15 protein-coding genes, 1 riboswitch and 1 other annotated feature are annotated in these 17,664 nt (G+C 36.3%); of the genes, 5 read left to right on the top strand and 10 right to left on the bottom strand.

The window, feature by feature from the left end; genetic code table 11:
- Positions 1 to 2 precede the first annotated feature (2 nt).
- The 3 genes from proB to ABS916_RS12070 all read right to left on the bottom strand — a co-directional run bounded on the left by proB (position 3) and on the right by ABS916_RS12070 (position 4,718).
- A complete protein-coding gene (gene proB, locus ABS916_RS12080; RefSeq protein ID WP_350452139.1) occupies positions 3 to 824 on the bottom strand; it encodes a glutamate 5-kinase in 822 nt (273 codons plus the stop codon).
- A gap of 202 nt (positions 825 to 1,026) precedes the next feature.
- A complete protein-coding gene (locus ABS916_RS12075) occupies positions 1,027 to 3,669 on the bottom strand; it encodes a cation-translocating P-type ATPase (protein ID WP_350452138.1) in 2,643 nt (880 codons plus the stop codon).
- Between the two features lie 530 nt (positions 3,670 to 4,199).
- On the bottom strand, positions 4,200 to 4,718 hold the full coding sequence (locus tag ABS916_RS12070) for a type 1 glutamine amidotransferase domain-containing protein (RefSeq protein WP_350452137.1): 519 nt from the start codon (positions 4,716 to 4,718) through the stop codon (positions 4,200 to 4,202).
- Positions 4,719 to 4,887: 169 nt separating this feature from the next.
- On the opposite strand from ABS916_RS12070, the gene mgsA reads away from it, so the two are divergent.
- A complete protein-coding gene (gene mgsA, locus ABS916_RS12065) occupies positions 4,888 to 5,316 on the top strand; it encodes a methylglyoxal synthase (protein ID WP_035021260.1) in 429 nt (142 codons plus the stop codon).
- Between the two features lie 41 nt (positions 5,317 to 5,357).
- Here the strand turns inward: mgsA and ABS916_RS12060 are convergent, their stop codons facing one another.
- The 5 genes from ABS916_RS12060 to ABS916_RS12040 form a co-directional block, all read right to left on the bottom strand.
- Positions 5,358 to 7,907 carry a vitamin B12-dependent ribonucleotide reductase gene (locus ABS916_RS12060; protein WP_350452136.1) on the bottom strand — a complete coding sequence of 850 codons (2,550 nt, stop codon included), beginning with the start codon at positions 7,905 to 7,907 and terminating at the stop codon, positions 5,358 to 5,360.
- A 212-nt stretch (positions 7,908 to 8,119) separates the two neighbouring features.
- Positions 8,120 to 9,319: an amidohydrolase gene (locus ABS916_RS12055; protein WP_350452135.1), complete on the bottom strand. Its 1,200-nt coding sequence runs from the start codon at positions 9,317 to 9,319 to the stop codon at positions 8,120 to 8,122.
- A 48-nt stretch (positions 9,320 to 9,367) separates the two neighbouring features.
- The gene (locus ABS916_RS12050; protein WP_350452134.1) at positions 9,368 to 10,192 is read right to left on the bottom strand and encodes a MetQ/NlpA family ABC transporter substrate-binding protein; all 825 of its coding nucleotides are present in this window, start codon (positions 10,190 to 10,192) and stop codon (positions 9,368 to 9,370) included.
- 21 nt (positions 10,193 to 10,213) lie between these two features.
- Positions 10,214 to 10,894, bottom strand: coding sequence for a methionine ABC transporter permease (locus ABS916_RS12045; protein WP_350452133.1), 681 nt, complete (start codon positions 10,892 to 10,894; stop codon positions 10,214 to 10,216).
- Positions 10,895 to 10,907: 13 nt separating this feature from the next.
- Entirely contained in the window at positions 10,908 to 11,981 is a 1,074-nt protein-coding gene (locus tag ABS916_RS12040) for a methionine ABC transporter ATP-binding protein (RefSeq protein WP_350452132.1), read from the bottom strand.
- A 56-nt stretch (positions 11,982 to 12,037) separates the two neighbouring features.
- Positions 12,038 to 12,293, bottom strand: a binding site (T-box leader).
- A 512-nt stretch (positions 12,294 to 12,805) separates the two neighbouring features.
- Positions 12,806 to 12,908, top strand: a riboswitch (THF riboswitch).
- 41 nt (positions 12,909 to 12,949) lie between these two features.
- Here ABS916_RS12040 and ABS916_RS12035 point away from each other — a divergent pair.
- Together ABS916_RS12035 and ABS916_RS12030 are read left to right on the top strand one after the other, a co-directional pair.
- Positions 12,950 to 13,465, top strand: coding sequence for a folate family ECF transporter S component (locus tag ABS916_RS12035; protein WP_350452131.1), 516 nt, complete (start codon positions 12,950 to 12,952; stop codon positions 13,463 to 13,465).
- A gap of 118 nt (positions 13,466 to 13,583) precedes the next feature.
- Positions 13,584 to 14,051: an NUDIX hydrolase gene (locus ABS916_RS12030; RefSeq protein ID WP_350452172.1), complete on the top strand. Its 468-nt coding sequence runs from the start codon at positions 13,584 to 13,586 to the stop codon at positions 14,049 to 14,051.
- Positions 14,052 to 14,108: 57 nt separating this feature from the next.
- Here ABS916_RS12030 and ABS916_RS12025 read toward each other — a convergent pair whose 3' ends face one another.
- Positions 14,109 to 14,549, bottom strand: coding sequence for an organic hydroperoxide resistance protein (locus ABS916_RS12025; RefSeq protein ID WP_350452130.1), 441 nt, complete (start codon positions 14,547 to 14,549; stop codon positions 14,109 to 14,111).
- A 164-nt stretch (positions 14,550 to 14,713) separates the two neighbouring features.
- Between ABS916_RS12025 and thmT the strand changes: the two genes are divergently transcribed.
- Positions 14,714 to 14,893, top strand: a complete 180-nt coding sequence (gene thmT, locus ABS916_RS12020) for a 2-hydroxymuconate tautomerase (RefSeq protein WP_035021281.1) — start codon at positions 14,714 to 14,716, stop codon at positions 14,891 to 14,893.
- A 102-nt stretch (positions 14,894 to 14,995) separates the two neighbouring features.
- Here the strand turns inward: thmT and ABS916_RS12015 are convergent, their stop codons facing one another.
- The gene (locus ABS916_RS12015) at positions 14,996 to 15,898 is read right to left on the bottom strand and encodes an ArsR/SmtB family transcription factor (protein WP_350452129.1); all 903 of its coding nucleotides are present in this window, start codon (positions 15,896 to 15,898) and stop codon (positions 14,996 to 14,998) included.
- Between the two features lie 255 nt (positions 15,899 to 16,153).
- On the opposite strand from ABS916_RS12015, the gene arfA reads away from it, so the two are divergent.
- Positions 16,154 to 17,650, top strand: coding sequence for an arabinosylfuranosidase ArfA (arfA, locus tag ABS916_RS12010; protein WP_350452128.1), 1,497 nt, complete (start codon positions 16,154 to 16,156; stop codon positions 17,648 to 17,650).
- Positions 17,651 to 17,664 lie beyond the last annotated feature (14 nt).

Here is a 17,664-nt window from a genome sequence, read left to right as displayed (position 1 = left end):
ATTTAGTCAGCTGAGAATAAGGTTCCTATTTGTTTGCCTTCAATAATATCAAAAATAATCGTAGGGTCTTCACCGTTAGCCAATACCATTTGACTGGTATTTTTTAAAATATGATTAGCAGCAATCAACTTGGTAGACATTCCGCCAGTTCCATAGCTAGATCCTTTTCCACCCGCAAGAGCGTATAAGTCATCCGTAATGGTGTGAATTTCGTGAAAGAGAACAGCGTCAGGCTCATCGTTTGGATTTTTATTATAAAACCCATCAATATCTGATAACATAATCAGCAAATCAGCGTCCGTAATTTCTGCAACAATAGCGGATAGACGATCGTTATCACCGAATTTAGTTAAGTGATCCAATTCATCAACTGCAACAGTATCATTTTCATTTACGATTGGAATAATACCTTTTACAAGCAATTGTTCAAAAGTGTTAATTGCGTTTAGACGGCTAGTTGGAAACTCTACAATATCACGGGTCATTAAAACTTGTCCGATGATTTGTCCATATCCGTAAAAGAATTTACTGTATAAATTCATCAATTCGGTTTGGCCTACAGAAGCTACAGCTTGTTGTTCGGGAATCGTTCTTGGTCGCTCACTAAGATGCAGACGAGAGATGCCTACTCCCACAGCTCCAGAAGATACTAGAATTACTTCTTTACCTTGGTTTTTTAAATCAGATAAGACAAAAGCTAATTTTTCTAGACGTTGTAAATTAATAGTACCATTAGGGTACATGATCGTGCTGGTTCCAACTTTTACAACGATTCGTTTACATGAAGATAATAATTGTCGAGAAGTAGTCGTCATTTTTTTCATCCATTCTATACTTGATAACCCTAAAAAGTTTGGTTTAGTTTAATGAATTTGGTCATTAAACAGTAAGACATTCTATTCCATTTATTCTACCAGTTTCTAAGGGAAAAAACTATTTTTTCTGGCTTTAGATTAAAGAGGTAAAAGAAAAAAAGACCCTGGCAGATGCCTAGGACCTTTTCTTATTTAGTTTCTTTCCGAAAACTTAAAACGTTTTATTCATTTTACGCATAATGAATTTTTGTAGTTCAACTACTATAAGAATAGTAAGTGATAGTCCAATAGCGATCAACCAATGCGTCATACTTATAGCAACTAAGTTAAAAATACCAGCTAAGAATGGTACAGTAGCCACTAGAGTAATCAATGCAATTGAGAGCATTGCTAACCAGAACAAGTTCATGTTGGATGTGATCCCAACTTTGAAAATAGATTCTTTACTACGTGCATTGAAAATGTGCAGTACAGAAGACCAACCAAGAATTAAGAAAGCCATTGTTTGACCAACGTCATGACTTGCGGTGATCGTAGAATCGATATCAATAAATGAACCCACGTAGAAACCAATAAGAGTCGTAATTGTGAACGTTAAAGCTGCAATTGCAATATTCCGATAGCCGCCCTTAGCGAAGATACTTTCACCTTTAGCTGTTGGTTCATTAGCCATAATAGTCGGATCAGCTTTTTCTTTGCTTAATGCAAAACCAGGAATTCCATCTGCTACTACATTAACAAATAGTAGTTGAATCGCAATAACTGGTAAGCCCCAGCCCATAATGACAGCAATTAACATAATGAAAATCTCTGAAATGTTACATGATAATAGGAAATAAACGGTTTTTTTGATATTCTCATAAACACGTCTACCTTCTTCAACAGCATGGACAATAGTATCAAATTTGTCATCGGTTAAGATCATGTCAGAAGCACTTTTAGCAACCTCAGTACCGGTAATTCCCATGGCAGTACCAACATCAGCCGCTTTTAAGGCGGGTGCATCATTGACACCATCTCCAGTCATGGCCACAACGTCTCCATGTGATTGCCAAGCTTTAACGATTCGAATCTTGTCTTCAGGAGAAACACGTGCATAAACGGAATAATCACGAATGGTTTCTTTTAGTTTTTCATCTGAAAGTTTACCTAATTCAGCACCTGTGATGGCTTTATCGCCTTCTTCAAAAATACCGATTTGTTTAGCGATAGCAGAAGCTGTAGCAGCATGGTCACCAGTAATCATAATCGTTTTAATACCGGCTGACTTGGCTTCTTTAACGGCTTGGATACTTTCTTCTCTTGGAGGGTCAATCATTCCAACAATCCCAGCAAATGTAATCCCATCTTCAAGTTCTTCGGGACTTAAATCTTCTGGAAGTGTATCGTATGTTTTATATCCAACAGCGATAACACGTAAAGCATCATTAGCAAATGAATCATGGATATCTCGTGCATTTTGACCTACTTCATCTGTAATAGACGAAAATTCAACGGGTAAACGATCAAAAGCTCCCTTAGTAATGGAAATGTAGTGACCATCTATCTCATGAACGGTCGTCATCAACTTACGACTAGAATCAAAAGGAATCTCATGTACACGTGGATAAGACGCATCTAAATCATCTTTTTGTAGTCCTTTTTTCTGTAGCAAACGGATAATCGCTGTTTCGGTAGGATCTCCACTAATAACTTCCTCGCCATCACGATCTTCAATAGTCGCATTTGAGGCTAGGCTCATCATCTTAAGAACCCATTTTTCATCATCGCCAAACTCATTTTTTACATTTATTGGTTCATGAGGAAAAGCCCAAAGCTTTTGAATGGTCATTTGATTTTGAGTTAATGTTCCTGTTTTATCTGAAGCAATAACAGAAGCACTACCTAAAGTTTCAACGGAAGGGATGGTTCGGATGATCGCATTGCGATCTACCATATTTTTCACACCATTAGCTAATGAAATAGTGACGATAACAGGTAAGGTTTCAGGAACGGCTGCAACAGCAAGTGATACAGCAGTCATTAAGCTAAGGATAAAGGCTTCTCCTTGAAGGAAGCTTAAAATGAAAATAATAACCCCAGCAATTAAAGCTATGACACTTACTTGTTTTCCTAAACTATCCATTCTAGATTGTAAAGGTGTTTTTCCTTGTTTGGTACTGTTCAATAAGTTTGCAACAGAACCCATTTCTGTGTCCATACCAGTTGTTACAACAATAGCTTTTGCTCGTCCATTGGTAACCAAGGTTCCAGAAAAAACAGTATTAAATACATCACCAACAGGGCTGTCTTCTTCAATTTCTGCATTTTCATCTTTTTCGACAGGCACACTTTCACCAGTTAATGCAGACTCTTCGACTTGTAAATCTCCACTAGAAATTAAACGAGCATCTGCAGGGATTTGATCACCTGCTTCTAAAAGTATAATGTCTCCTGGTACTAACTCGGCAGCGTCAATAACGTCTTCTTGACCATCTCTTATAACGCGTGCTTGTGGAGCAGATAGACTCTGCAGTGAAGCCAAAGCTTTTTCAGCTTTTCCTTCCTGCCTAAGAGCAATAACAACATTGATGACAATAATAGAGAAGATTACAATAGGTTCTGAGAAATCGTCGGGGTGTTCAGTGATGGCAATATACGTGGAGATAATTCCGGCAAGGATCAAGATAATAACGGTGACATCTTTTAATTGATCAAGAATCTTTGAAAATAAAGAAACACTTTCCTCTTCATCAAATTGGTTGGCACCAAATTGTTTTTTGTGTTCTTCTACTTCCTTCGGGGATAACCCTGTTTCTGCGTTACTGTTGAACTGTGATATAATGGAATCTAATTTTTTTGTTCTAAAATCCATAACATTCCTCCTAATAAGTATTTTTAACAAAATGGATGTAACAAGTAAGTTAGACAAGCAACCACTTGTTTGTTTGTATAAGTATACCAATATTTTTTTGTTTTTGTCAAGTTAGGAGCTTGAAAAAAAGCAAGTAATATTAAAAAATTAGCAGGGCAATATTAATTTAGGCAAAAAAAACCACCCGTATAAAAAGGGTGGTAGAGGAGTCATTGCCATTTACTTTGGAGGAGAAAAGGCAATATAAAAAAGTTGGTTGTTATTGGTATAAGTAAACTATATCGATAAGTTATGAAGAAAATGTGATGAAAGTTTTATATATCTCTTAAGGTAATGGTAAAAATAAAAAAGCTATCTCAATTAAGAGATAGCTAGGGGATAAGACTCTTTTCAATAGGGGGAGAAAAGAGAGTGAAAATAAATTCAGTTTATTTTAACAACATCTATAATTTATCATAACCAACTAAATATCCTATGATAAACAAGTAAAAAATTTAATGGAATTAAATTAAAAATTACTTATTTAATCCTTAATCCGCTAAAGCATTCACGATTGCTTTATTAAAAGCGGGAAGATCTTTTGGTGTACGGCTGGAGATAATGCCGCTTTCGTCTTCTACAACTTCGCTGTCCTCAAATAATGCACCTGCATTTTTTAAGTCGACGCCCACTTGTTTAACAGCCGTCATTTTTTTGCCTTTAACAACTTCAGCATTAATAAGAAGTTGTGGACCGTGGCAAATTGAAAAAATAGGTTTTTTAGCATCAGCGAATGCTTTGGTAAAGGCTAAAAATCGATCATCTGATCTTAATTGATCTGGTGAAAAACCACCGGGAATCAATAGTGCATCGAACTCTTCGGGTGAAACATCTTCAATACCTTTATCAATGGTAATGGTGGTTTCTCCTTTTTTACCGGTAACGGTATTTCCTGCTTTTTTCTCGATAGTGATCACTTGATGACCGGCATTTGTTAAAGCCTCTTTTGGAGAAGTGAATTCGACATCTTCAAATAAATTGGTCACAACTGTTGCAATTTTCTTTCCCATGTATAATCCCTCTTTCCTTAAAATTTAACTACAATAAGTGTAACGCAGATGAAAAGTGTCTTCAAGTAATAGGCTTTTCTACATAAAGTAATCGCTAACATAGTCTTATCTTTTTTATCAAGTACATGTTATCATTAAATAATAAAAGGTGGAATGGAGTTGGAAAGAGATGAATATTGCATTTATTGCTCATGATAAGAAAAAAGACGAAATGGTAAAATTAACTACAGCTTATCGAGAAATTATCAAGGATCACCAAATATTTGCGACAGGAACTACTGGACAGCGGATTATTGAAGCAACTGGTTTAGATGTTCATCGCTTTAAATCAGGCCCACTTGGTGGAGACCAACAAATCGGGGCATATGTATCGGACAATAAAATTGATTTAGTTATATTTTTGAGAGATCCGTTAACGGCACAACCGCATGAACCAGATATTTCAGCATTGCTTAGGTTATGTGATGTCTATGAGATACCTTTAGCAACAAACCTCGGAACAAGTGAAATTTTATTACGAGGCTTAGGAAATGGCTTTATGGAATGGCGCAAAGTACAACGGGAAGCCCAATTAAAAGAGCTAGAAGAATATGAATAAAAAGATGGAGCTGGGACAATTTCCCAGCTCCATCTTTTTATTTACAGGCCACATTTTAATTGAGCATTGCAGTTAGTACAAGTATTGCAACCGCCTAAATCTTCTACTGTTCCTTGTCGACAGATGGGACAAGTATCTCCAACTTCATTTCCATACTTGTTTTCTTCGCTAATAGGAGCGACTTGAACCGTTTTTTGTGCTGAGGGTGACAAATCTTCTTTGGTTTCTTCATCCCATATTGTTTCTTCAGCTTTTAAGGTCAAGACTTGTGTATCACGGCTACCATCTACATAAACTGTGCCGCCTTTTGCTCCGCCTTTATAAAGACGCTCATAAATGGACTGAACTTGTTCCACTGTATACCCTCTAGGAGCATTGACTGTTTTAGAAATAGAACTGTCAATCCATCGTTGAATTGTACATTGAACATCAACATGAGCTTCCGGTTTTAGGCTCATTGCAGAAACAAATTGTTTAGGCAACCGTTCAGGATCCGTTTCGGGATGATGATCTAGGTATTCTTGAACGATATCAGCCTTTACTTCGATAAATTTACCCAAGCGTCCGCTTCTAAAATAACTGAAAGAATAGTAGGGTTCAAGACCAGTGGAAACACCAACCATGGTACCTGTCGAACCTGTTGGAGCGACCGTTAATAAATGTGAATTGCGTATCCCATGTCTCATAATCCCTTCATGGATATGTTTTGGCATTTTCTTCATATAACCAGATTGAAGGAACTTTTCCCTTAGACTAGTGGTCTCTGCTTCAGTTTTTCCAATTAGAAATGGAAAGCTGCCTCGTTCTTTTGCTAACTCGATAGAAGCCTCATAGGCAGAAACCGCAATAACTTCAAATAGCTTATCTACTAACTGATTTCCTTCTTGAGAGCCGTATTCTGCGCCACAGTAAATCAATAAGTCAGCGAGCCCCATAATGCCTAAACCAACACGGCGTTCACCTAAAGCTTGTTTTTCGTTTTCTGCTAAGAAGTAAGGAGTGGCATCAATCACGTTATCTTGCATACGTACACCGACTTGAACGGTTTGCTTTAATTTATCAAAGTCAATTGTTCCAGATTTCTTATTGGCCATTTCAGCTAGATTGACAGCTGCTAAATTACAAACAGAATAAGGAGCAAGAGGCTGTTCGCCACACGGATTTGTAGCAACGACTTTTTGACCATAAGCAGAAGCATTCGTCATCTGATTTGCATTATCGATAAAGAAAATGCCAGGTTCAGCAGCGTAAGTCGCACAAATAGTAATGAGTTTCCATAATTCACGAGCAGGGATGGTTCGATACGTATGAACACGATGCCCTGAAGCTTCCCATTCACGGACATCGCCAACTTCTGACCAATGAGCATTGTATTCTTCCATTTCCTTTGAGCTGTATGTTTCGACGGCAGGGAAGCGAAGAGGGTAGTCTGCGTCTTTTTCAACAGCCTCCATAAAATCAGTTGTTAGACAAACTGAAATATTTGCTCCAGATAAAAAGTCTGGATCGTGTACACTGTATGTGCCGCCTTCGTTTAATTTAGCCGCCGCTTCTTTTATTAAAGTTGCATCAAATCCACCATAACCAGGTACATTTTTATAATTTAAAATGCTTTGATACATAGCGATTTCACGTTCAGTAAAAGGTGTGAACTGTAACTTATCGGTAGCTAATTTCTTTATTTGATCGTCTGTTGTATTTTCAATCAAATAACGTAGAATACGAGGGTTTTGCATTTTTGAAATAATGAATTCAAGAATATCTGGATGCCAATCAGCTAACATAATCATTTGAGCTCCGCGACGACTGCCTCCTTGTTCCACCAAATGAGTCAACTTAGCGATGTCATCTAACCAAGAAACAGCTCCTGAGGATTTGCCATTCACCCCACGTGCTAGCGTATGACGTGGGCGAAGTGTAGAACCGTTTGTTCCAACGCCGCCGCCACGGCTCATGATTTCCATTACTTGTTTTCGATGATCTGAAATACCTTCGCGTGAGTCAGGGACAAAGGGCATCACATAACAATTGAAGTAAGTGACGTCAGTTTCCGAGCCCGCGCCATATAAAACGCGACCTGCCGGAACAAAATTCAAATTCTTTAGTTCTTCATAAAAAGCAGTGTAAGCATCCTTTCTTTTCTCGGGAGTTGATTCGATAGCCGCTAAACCTGTTGCGTTTCGTTTTGCAATTTGTTCGTAAAAGATTTCAAGTGGTTTTTCAATCACATCTAAGCTGCAAGTGATCAGCCCTGTTTTTTGTTCATGCTCCTCTTCAATGGATCCTCGGAATTCCTCATCAATTAAAATTGAAGCAGTGTGGTTAGAATAGTTGATGCTTGTAACAAATCCAGTGCCTCTTGTAGGGTATTGAGGGTCAGCTTTAATCGTTAAAACAACTAAGTCTCCGATAGAAAGAGTAGACTTAGAAATGTCTTTAAATGAATAACGATCTAACATAACTAAACGGGAAACACCTTTATAGGTTAAACTCATATCATCCGTTATTGGATGGACTTGTGGGAAAGCTTGTATAGCCTCATTTAATTTGTCGATGTTTAGGTGCATATTTGTAAAGGTATTTGCAATCATGGGTATCACTCCTTAATAATGTATGTAAATCAATAGATAGAAACGAAAATACTATATGTCGTTATACGTTTCTTATATTACACTATATGTAGTGTTTTTGCATTAAAAAAGAGAATGAAAAATCATGAAAAGTAAAAAGATTGAAGCGAAAACAACTCGCTTCAATCTTTTACAAAACTTTTTCAAAAAATAAATTTAAAAAATAGTTGACGTTACTGTTCGCCATTTAAAAAATCAAGTGCATAGTTGACATGTAATTCTGTAGCGATAGCTAATCCGCGTTCATCAATATCAAAATTTTCGTGGTGATGTCCATACCACGTCTCCGGATTAGAAGGGTCTTTTGTTCCAACACGAGCATAAACGCCTTCCGCAACAGCCAAAAAGTCAGCGAAATCATCTGCTCCTAAGCTTTTTGGATTATCTTGAATAACATTTTTTGCGCCTACAATGTCAGATCCAACACGAGCTGCACGACTTGCCGCAGTTTGGTGGTTGATAAGTGGAGCAGCCGCATCGTAATTTTCAAATTCAACTGTAGTACGATGGGCTGTTGCCACATCTCGTGCCACACGTTCAACAGCCTCTAAGACAAATTGACGTGTTGTGTGGCTGAAAGTACGAACTGTTCCTTCAAGAGAAGCTTCATTGGCAATAATATTGTAACGAGTTCCGGCATTTAATACGCCTACAGCAACTACGACATTATCTAAGGGACTAACTTCGCGAGCAACAATGCTTTGTAATTCGACAGTAATAGCAGCAGCAGTCAGTAAAGCATCTCTTCCTAAATCTGGTCTAGCAGCATGCCCACTTTCGCCAGTCACTTTAATTTTAAAAATATCACAAGATGCATTCGTTGGACCAGCAGTAGAAACGATTTTTCCAGTTTCAATAGAAGAGTCGACATGGATACCAAAAACTTGATCGACATTGTGAACAAACCCGCCAGATACAAATTGTCTTGCACCAGCGCCGATTTCTTCAGCTTGTTGGAAAGCTAATTTGATAGTGCCTGCAAAATCTGCTTCGTGATTTTTTAAAATTTTTGCGGCCCCTAATAAAGCTGAGGTATGGCCATCATGACCGCAAGCATGATGTAAGCCTTCATTAAGTGACTTGTAGGGTTTATCTTTTGCGTCTTCTAATTCAAGAGCATCAATATCAGCTCTTAAAAGAATGGTTTTTCCAGGTCCTTTCTGGCCATTTATTATTCCGATAGCTCCTGTTTCACCAACAGATTCGTAAGGGATTTCTAATTTATCTAATTGATTTTTGATGAATTTAATCGTTTCATATTCTTTTAAGCTTGGTTCAGGATGTTGGTGAAGATAACGACGCAATGCAATAACCTCTTGAGCTCCTTGTTGAACTTCTTCGTGTATTGTAGATTGAGTAAGTAGTGTTGACATTAATGATCATCCTCTCTAATTTAGTTGACACTTTCTATTTGCATCTAATTACCAAACTGGAATAGAAGAACCTTTTGATGTTTCTGCGATGACTTCTTTTGTATCTTCTGCTTGATAAGCTTCTATAATTTTTTGGAACACTTCATTATCTTTATCTTCTTCTCTTGAAACAATTGCATTGTAATAAGGATCAGATGATTCAGTAACTGGCTCTAAGAAAACCGCATCCTCGGTTGGAATGAAGCCGGCATCAACGGCCATTCCGCTATTAATAACGGAAGCAGTCACATCTTCTAAAGCACGAGCAGTTTGAGAAGAGTCCAATGTTTCAAATGTTAAATTCAAGGGGTTGGAAGTAATATCTTCGACTACAGGGATTTGTTTTTTTGCAGGATCAACTTCAATTAAACCGGCTGTTTGAAGTAATAGTAAAGCTCTTCCTTCGTTAGATACATCATTTGGAATAGCAATCACATCATTTTCTTTTATTTCAGATACGTCTTTAATCGATGATGAATAAATACCAAGAGGAGCGATAACCGTATCAGCTATAGCGACTAAATTTTCTCCATGGTCTTCATTAAATGAATCCATAAAAATTTTCGTTTGAAACGAGTTTAAATCTAATTCTCCTTCAGCAAGAGCGACATTTGGTGTAGCGTAATCCGTAAATTTAATTAATTCAATCTCAACGCCGTCTGCGGCTAATTTTTCTTTCACAAAATCCCAAACTTCATTCACTTCACCAACTACTCCAATTTTAATGGGTTCAGATGCTTTAGCATCTGAAGTCGCATCCGTTCCACAAGCTGTTGTTACCAGAAGTCCTAATGCCAATGTTAATCCTAAAAATCCTTTTTTTAATCTTTTCATGTTATTTTCCTCCAATGTCATCTAGTGACTCGTTTTTTTAACTAACGTATTTCCTATAAATTGACTAATAAAAACAATCAGTAAAATAATAACAGTTGCGACTAATGTCACATCGTTCTGGAAACGATTGTACCCTCGAGAGATGGCTAAATTTCCTAACCCGCCGCCTCCAATGGCTCCAGCCATGGCTGTTAAACCAATCAAGTTAATAATGGTTACTGAAGAGACACGAATAATGGCTGTCAGACCTTCTTTTAAATACACACGAAAAATGATTTCTAAAGGGCTGGAACCCATAGATTCTGCAGCCTCTATAACGCCAGGATCAACTTCTAGAAGAGCATTTTGAATTTGTCTTGCAAAGAAAGGCACAGTTCCAATGACCAAAGGGACAATAGCCGCGGTTGTTCCAATTGATGTATCAACAAGAAAACGGGTAAAGGGAACAACTAGAGCCATCATAATAATGAATGGCAAAGAACGAAAGAGATTAACGATTTGATCGAGTAAACCGTAAAGGCGCGGTCTTTCTAAAATGCCACCACGATCTGTTACAACAAGAATAACGCCTAAAATTAAACCAAGGATACCTGCAATCAATCCTGTAACAGTTACCATGTACAATGTTTGTAAAGTACTTTCAATAATTTCATCTTTTAATGGAATAACATTTTCAAAATAGGTTGTAAGAAATTCAGTCATAGTCGTTCACTCCTTAAACAATATAGTGTTCTTTTTTTATTGGGATAACTTGTTGGTGATGGTGGATCAGGGTTACTTTTACATTTTTTGACTTTAGATAGGCTAATGCTTTGTCTCTGCGCCCTGGTTCGCCACTTAAGACAACAATCAGATTACCGACAGGCGTTTCTTGTAAAATTTCGACATTCCCAAATAAAATATTGGTGGTAATTCCAAAACGAGTAGTCAGTGTTGCTATTAGTGGGTCACTCGTACTCGCACCAACGTAAGAAATGTTAGCCAAGACATCATTAGTCTGCAAATCGAGTAAAGTAGGGTGTTTTAAAATGTTTTCTAGCGCTTGATCAACATGAGTTGAAGTATTGATAAACTCTTTTGTGATCCTTTCTTTAGGTTCAGTAAAAATAGAAACCAAATCGCCTTCTTCAACAACATGACCATTTTCCATAACAGCTACTTTGTTGCAAATTTCTTTTACAACCTGCATCTCGTGTGTGATGATGACGATTGTCAGTGCTAATTTTTTGTTCAACTCCTTCAACAATTCTAAAATCGAAAGAGTTGTTTTTGGATCTAAGGCACTGGTAGCTTCATCACATAATAAGACTTCAGGATCGTTGGCTAAAGAACGTGCAATAGCTACACGTTGTTTTTGTCCACCAGATAATTGAGAAGGGTACGCGGAACTTTTATCGGTTAACCCTACCAGTTGTAATAACTCGGCAACTTTTTCTTTGATTTGTGATTTAGTTAAGCCCGATTTTCTTAAAGGGTAAGCAACATTTTCAGCAATCGTACGAGAGCCCATTAGGTTGAAATGTTGAAAAATCATTCCGATTTTCTTGCGCGCAGCTCGTAATTGCTTTGGTTTTAAACTTAATAAATCTTGATCTGAAACAATTACTGATCCTTCTGACGGACGTTGAAGAAGGTTGATAGTACGAACTAAAGTGCTTTTTCCGGCACCGCTATAGCCGACAATTCCAAAAACATCTCCTTTTCCAATCGTTAACTGAACATTTTCTACTGCTTTTATACTTGTTTCTTTGCCTTCAAACGTAACGCTGACATTGTTTAGTGTGATCATCTATATTCCTCCTTAAAATAGAAAAAAGCATTCGCCCATTAACCTACTGCTGTAGATTAAAGGACGAACGCTTTACCGTCGTGTTACCACCTTTATTTGAGTTGTTCTCACAAACAACTCCTTATCAAGTACGAGAAGAAAACTTCTGATACTTTAGCACTGTAATGGGTGCGCCCATGATAGCCTAATGTTTAAAACACTTGGTATCCCACTCGGAGGCCATTTTCTTTTTACTCCTGCAAACCTGTTCTCAGCATTCAGGCTCTCTGTTAGTGCATTCTGTAAAAATACTTTTCTCTTCATTGCGTTTAATTATGTAGTTGTAAAAATAAAAAAGTCCTTACAAAGAAACGAACGAATCCGTTTCTTTGTAAGGACGAAAGTCAGTTATCTGCTTCGTGTTACCACCTTAATTTATAAGTATATTGCTATACTTACCTTATCCAGTACGTCAGACTATATTGCCTTTTTATACTGTGACACTGTAACGGGTGTGCCCGTAGAAAGCTGACACATTTAAAAGTGCTTCGCTAACTCCACTCAAAGACCATCTTCGGTTTAATCTGACTAACCCATTTTCAGCAACTTACTGGGTTCTCTAAAATAGACAGGTACAAACGTACTCTTCTTTTCATAGTGTTTTATCATCTTTTTATCATATATTTAACTTGTTCTTAATATACAGAAGAAAAAAATAATTGTCAATAACTAAATCTCTTTTAAAAGAATTTAGTTTAACTAGTGGTATTCGCTACTATCCCAAACAGATAGAATGTGCTATAGTGGATTTGCCTAAAATATCTACTGAATAGGTTAGGCAATATATCAGAGTAGGAGACAAAGCGTTAAGTGTCGTAGGGATGGGATGTTGCCCACGGACGAAAAATTGTTTAGACAATTTGCGGTTTTGTTTTTGCATTCGCTGCATAAGATTTTATGTGTGGAGCTCTTCAAAGGAGATCTTCAAAATGAGTGAGAACAAGTACGATGCAAGAAGTATTTCTAAAATTGGGTTATTAATGGCATTAGAAATTGTATTGACCCAATTTATTTCAATTGAAACACCAATAGTCCGCATTGGTTTTGGTTTTTTGCCAATAGCTATTGTTGGTATGCTGTATGGCCCTTGGATAGCTGGAACGGCTTCAGCTATCACAGATATAGTCGGTACCATCTTGTTTGGTGGGGGAGTATTTTTCCCGGGATTTGTCTTATCTGCATTTATCGGAGGAATGATTTATGGTCTGATTCTTTACAAGAAACCAAAATCATTAAAGAGAATCATTCTCGCGATTCTGTTGGTTACTGTTTTTGTGAATTTAGGATTGAATACAATTTGGTTAACCATAATGCTAGATAAAGCTATTCTAGTAATTTTCCCGACACGAGTAGTGCAAAACCTTATTTTAGCACCGGTTAATATCATGTTGCTATACTTTGTTGTTCAAAATAAGACTTTGCGAAAAGCAATCGGAATTGACTAAGATTTAATATAGAAACAATCCACAACATCCAATCAAAAGACAGTTCAAATTTGAGCTGTCTTTTTTTCGTATATAGAATATAATGAGATTAGATTTTGATGAGGGTGAGGAATGTGGAATGGTAGTAAAAACGTTTGGTATGAAGATTGAGAATCAAATTTATCGCACGCGTGTTGGTGTACACTTTGTGATTTTTGACCAAGATAGGAAACAAATTTTACTTGTTTCACCACCGAATGGTTCTTTTTTACTGCCAGGAGGAGAAATTGAAGCGAATGAAACGCATGAAGAAACGGCAAAACGAGAATCTATGGAAGAATTAGGTTTTGAAATAGAGCTTGGGGAATTTATCGGTGAAGCTGAGGATTACTATTATTCTAAACATCGTAAGCAGCATTATCATAATCCTGCATATTTTTATACGATTAAGTCATGGAAATCCATCTGTGATCCACTAGAGGATTTCAATCAATTAGAATGGATGACTATTTCTGAAGCGTTAACTAAATTAAAAAGAGGTAGCCATAAATGGGCTGTACAACAATTTGAAAAAACGTATGTAGAGATGAGTCAATCAATAGAATGATAAACACACAAAAGGGAAGTGAGACAAAAGTCTCACTTCCCAATAAACAATAGACTATTATTTATCTGCTTCGTAATCAACAGCAGTGACGGTTACGTCGATATTGCCACTCGTAGCTTTTGAGTAAGGACAAAAAGCATGAGCTTTTTCTGCTAATTCTTTAGTAGTTGCTTCATCTTGACCTTCAATTCCAACATCTAATTTTACTGCAAGTTTAAATCCACCGTCAGTAGGATCTGAATGCAATTCTACAGTTGCGGTAACTTGGCTTTTCCCAGAGACTTTTTCTTCTTTCATCATATGCTCTAAAGCCGAATTGAAACACGCGCTGTAGCCTAGTGCGAATAATTGTTCTGGGTTACTTCCTTGTCCAGGACCGCCCATATCTTTTGGAGTAGAAACACGTACAGAAAATGATTTATCTGGTAAATGGCTTTCTCCATTTCGTCCACCAGTATTAATTGCTGTAGTTTGATACATTAATTTTGAATCTGCCATATTTGTAATTCTCCTCTCTAATTATCGTACGTACCAAGTATACTAATAGTGAGCATAAAACTCTAATAATCTGTTTGGGGCTGCTAAAAATAAAAAACTAGTTGAAAAGTAAAAAGTGTATCGCTAAAATTGAGAGAAGAATACATGGGAAGGAGAGTGTTTTTATGCCATTTGTACATGTTGAATTAGTTGAAGGTCGGACTGCAGAACAAAAAGCAGGTCTAGTTAAAGACATTACGCAAGCAGTAGTAAAGAATACTGGAGCAACAGAAGATCGAGTTCATGTTATTATAGAAGACATGAAAAAAACGAACTATGCTGTTGGTGGGAAATTACTGGGTTAATATTAAAAAAGAGAAAAAAGTTATTGAAATAGGTTTATATTCAAAGTCTTCATAAAAAAATCCCATCTTACTTATACTTTAGTAAGATGGGATTTTTTTAGTTTAAGAATAGTACATCTTAAATTTTATATCTTGCGGGTGGTTTCCGAAATGTTCTCCAAATAAAGTAGCTCCACCTAAATTTTCGGCATCTTTCTTTACTTCAATACGTAAACTCCAAATCTCACTTTTTGTATTAATATCTTGAATTGTAAAATCTGATAAAGTCTCGCCATCCATATATGTTCCATGAGAAGTAATTCGTATTGTTTTTAGTAATCCATATTGATTTAATTTAGAAGGATACCATTCAGGGTTTAGTTTACCTCTGGTATCTGAAAAGTCACCAGGGCTAGTCCAAGTCCCTAATTCGATATCGTTTAAACTAAACGTAATATCAGATGGCCACACATCATTTGAGAATGGAAACTCTGACGAAATTTCCATACTGATCTCAAGTTGTTCTAACTTTTCCTCTTCATTTAAGAAATTGGGTGTTTTATATTCTACATAACCTTCAGTAAACCAAAGAATTTGAGCATCCATTCTTTTTGAATCCATAAAAAATTTTGGTTCATCAACTTCACCAATAAAATCTTTGACAGTAGCTAGACCACAAGTAGGAGAAACCGAATAGTCTGTGTATTGTCCTACTGGAATAGTAGTCTCTCTTGTTTCAAAAGAAGGATAAATTTTTTTAGGAAAGAGAACCTCTATGTGATCAACTTTTAATATCGAAATTTTTTGTGATCCTGATTTTCCAGGAACTCGTTCGGTTTTAATTAAGCCCGATGCTTCTAATTTTTTGATATGCTTTGTTATCACAGCACTACTTAAACCAGTAGCCCCAGCAATTTCTTTAATATTCATTTTATTTTTAGAAAGTAATTGAATAATGTTGAGTCTCACAGGACTGGCTAAAGCTTCATAAACAGGTAATGAGGCTTTAGAGATATCTATTTGCATATAATCACTCCTAAGTTAATGGATGTCTTGATTTTTTAATTTGATATTAGTGTAATGGCTAATCAAGTTATTGTCAATTCTTTTTTAGAGATAAGGATTAACTAATTAGTTAATTATATATAAAATAAAAACAAAACAATTAACTATAAAACTATTGACAGCGATTACATTTATGTTTATATTATGTTTATAAACTAATTCTAGAAGATAGTTTTACAATATAACATAGTAGAAAAACTAGTAAGGAGTAAAAAAATGAAATCATCTTTAGCAATAAGCAGAAATAAAATTATTTCAGAGATTGATCCGCGTTTATATGGATCCTTCATCGAGCATATGGGAAGAGCTGTTTATGAAGGGATTTATGAACCAAAACATCCGAGTGCGAATGAAAAAGGATTTCGGAAAGATGTATTGAGTTTGATTAAAGAATTAAATGTCCCTCTAATTCGGTATCCAGGTGGTAACTTTGTTTCTGGGTATAACTGGGAAGACGGAATTGGACCTGTAGAAGAAAGACCTCGAAGATTAGATTTAGCATGGCGAACGATAGAAACAAACGAAGTTGGACTTCATGAATTTATGGAGTGGTCTAAAGAAGCTAATGCCGAAGTAAATATGGCAGTAAACTTAGGTACTAGAGGAATCGACGAAGCAAGAAACTTACTTGAATATTGTAATTTTGAAGGAGGGACCTATTGGAGTGATCTAAGAAAGAAAAATGGAACCGAAAAACCGTTTGGAATTAAGACATGGAGTCTTGGAAATGAAATGGATGGACCATGGCAAATCGGGCATAAAACAGCTGATGAATATGGGCGCTTAGCTGAAGAAACAGCAAAAGCTATGAAGCTAGTAGATGATAGTATTGAATTAGTTGTGTGTGGAAGTTCGACAAGTAAGATGCCAACTTTTGGTTCTTGGGAAATGACTGTTCTGGAACATGCTTATGAGCACGTAGATTATCTATCACTTCATTGCTACTATGGAAATCCAGAAAATGATCTGGAAAATTACTTAGCTCAATCGTTAGATATGGATCATTTTATAAAAGGTGTAGTGGCGATGTGTGATGCCATTAAATCTAAAAAGGGAAGCGATAAAAAAATTAATCTTTCTTTTGATGAATGGAATGTTTGGTATCATTCTAATGAACAAGATAAAGAAATCAAGCCTTGGCAAGTAGCGCCTCCTTTATTAGAAGATATTTATAATTTTGAAGACGCTTTACTTATTGGGTGTCTGCTTATTACCTTATTAAAAAATGCTGATAGAGTTAAAATTGCTTGTTTAGCTCAATTGGTTAATGTAATTGCACCAATTATGACAAATAAAGAAGGGGAGGTTTGGAAGCAAACTATTTTTTACCCATTTATGCAGGTCTCAAATTTTGGCAGAGGTGTTGTTTTAGAACCTGAAACTAAGAGTGATACTTATGCTACTAAAGATTTTGATGCAGTTCCGTTTCTTGAAAGTATCGCAACGTATGATGAGCATAAAAAAGAAATAATTATTTTTGCTGTAAATCGTTCTAAAAATGAACATTTAGACTTTTCAATAAATGTTGAAGGATTTGAAATGGAAGAGATTGTTGAAACTACTCAGATGTCCGGATACGATGTTAAAGAAACAAATCAAGAAAAAGAAAAGGTTAATTTAAGTAAAGGAAATTCAATAGAGCTACATACTAACTTTTTAAAAACAGAATTGAAACCGCTATCTTGGAATGTAATTAGAATAAAAATAAAATAATCGGAGGTTTTTGT

The sequence above is a fragment of the Carnobacterium sp. genome (genome assembly GCF_040274945.1).
Lineage (GTDB): Bacteria > Bacillota > Bacilli > Lactobacillales > Carnobacteriaceae > Carnobacterium_B.
Note: the sequence above shows the minus strand (reverse complement) of the source record. Positions and strands in the feature narration are given on the sequence as shown.

Excerpts from the sequence above, each read along its gene's own strand:
- arfA (WP_350452128.1), top strand. The coding sequence starts at position 16,154 with ATGAAATCATCTTTAGCAATAAGCAGAAATAAAATTATTTCAGAGATT.
- ABS916_RS12040 (WP_350452132.1), bottom strand. The coding sequence starts at position 11,981 with ATGATCACACTAAACAATGTCAGCGTTACGTTTGAAGGCAAAGAAACA.
- proB (WP_350452139.1), bottom strand. The coding sequence starts at position 824 with ATGAAAAAAATGACGACTACTTCTCGACAATTATTATCTTCATGTAAA.
- ABS916_RS12035 (WP_350452131.1), top strand. The coding sequence starts at position 12,950 with ATGAGTGAGAACAAGTACGATGCAAGAAGTATTTCTAAAATTGGGTTA.
- ABS916_RS12070 (WP_350452137.1), bottom strand. The coding sequence starts at position 4,718 with ATGGGAAAGAAAATTGCAACAGTTGTGACCAATTTATTTGAAGATGTC.
- ABS916_RS12015 (WP_350452129.1), bottom strand. The coding sequence starts at position 15,898 with ATGCAAATAGATATCTCTAAAGCCTCATTACCTGTTTATGAAGCTTTA.
- ABS916_RS12075 (WP_350452138.1), bottom strand. The coding sequence starts at position 3,669 with ATGGATTTTAGAACAAAAAAATTAGATTCCATTATATCACAGTTCAAC.
- thmT (WP_035021281.1), top strand. The coding sequence starts at position 14,714 with ATGCCATTTGTACATGTTGAATTAGTTGAAGGTCGGACTGCAGAACAA.
- ABS916_RS12050 (WP_350452134.1), bottom strand. The coding sequence starts at position 10,192 with ATGAAAAGATTAAAAAAAGGATTTTTAGGATTAACATTGGCATTAGGA.
- ABS916_RS12060 (WP_350452136.1), bottom strand. The coding sequence starts at position 7,907 with ATGATTGCAAATACCTTTACAAATATGCACCTAAACATCGACAAATTA.
- ABS916_RS12030 (WP_350452172.1), top strand. The coding sequence starts at position 13,584 with ATGGTAGTAAAAACGTTTGGTATGAAGATTGAGAATCAAATTTATCGC.
- mgsA (WP_035021260.1), top strand. The coding sequence starts at position 4,888 with ATGAATATTGCATTTATTGCTCATGATAAGAAAAAAGACGAAATGGTA.
- ABS916_RS12055 (WP_350452135.1), bottom strand. The coding sequence starts at position 9,319 with ATGTCAACACTACTTACTCAATCTACAATACACGAAGAAGTTCAACAA.
- ABS916_RS12025 (WP_350452130.1), bottom strand. The coding sequence starts at position 14,549 with ATGGCAGATTCAAAATTAATGTATCAAACTACAGCAATTAATACTGGT.
- ABS916_RS12045 (WP_350452133.1), bottom strand. The coding sequence starts at position 10,894 with ATGACTGAATTTCTTACAACCTATTTTGAAAATGTTATTCCATTAAAA.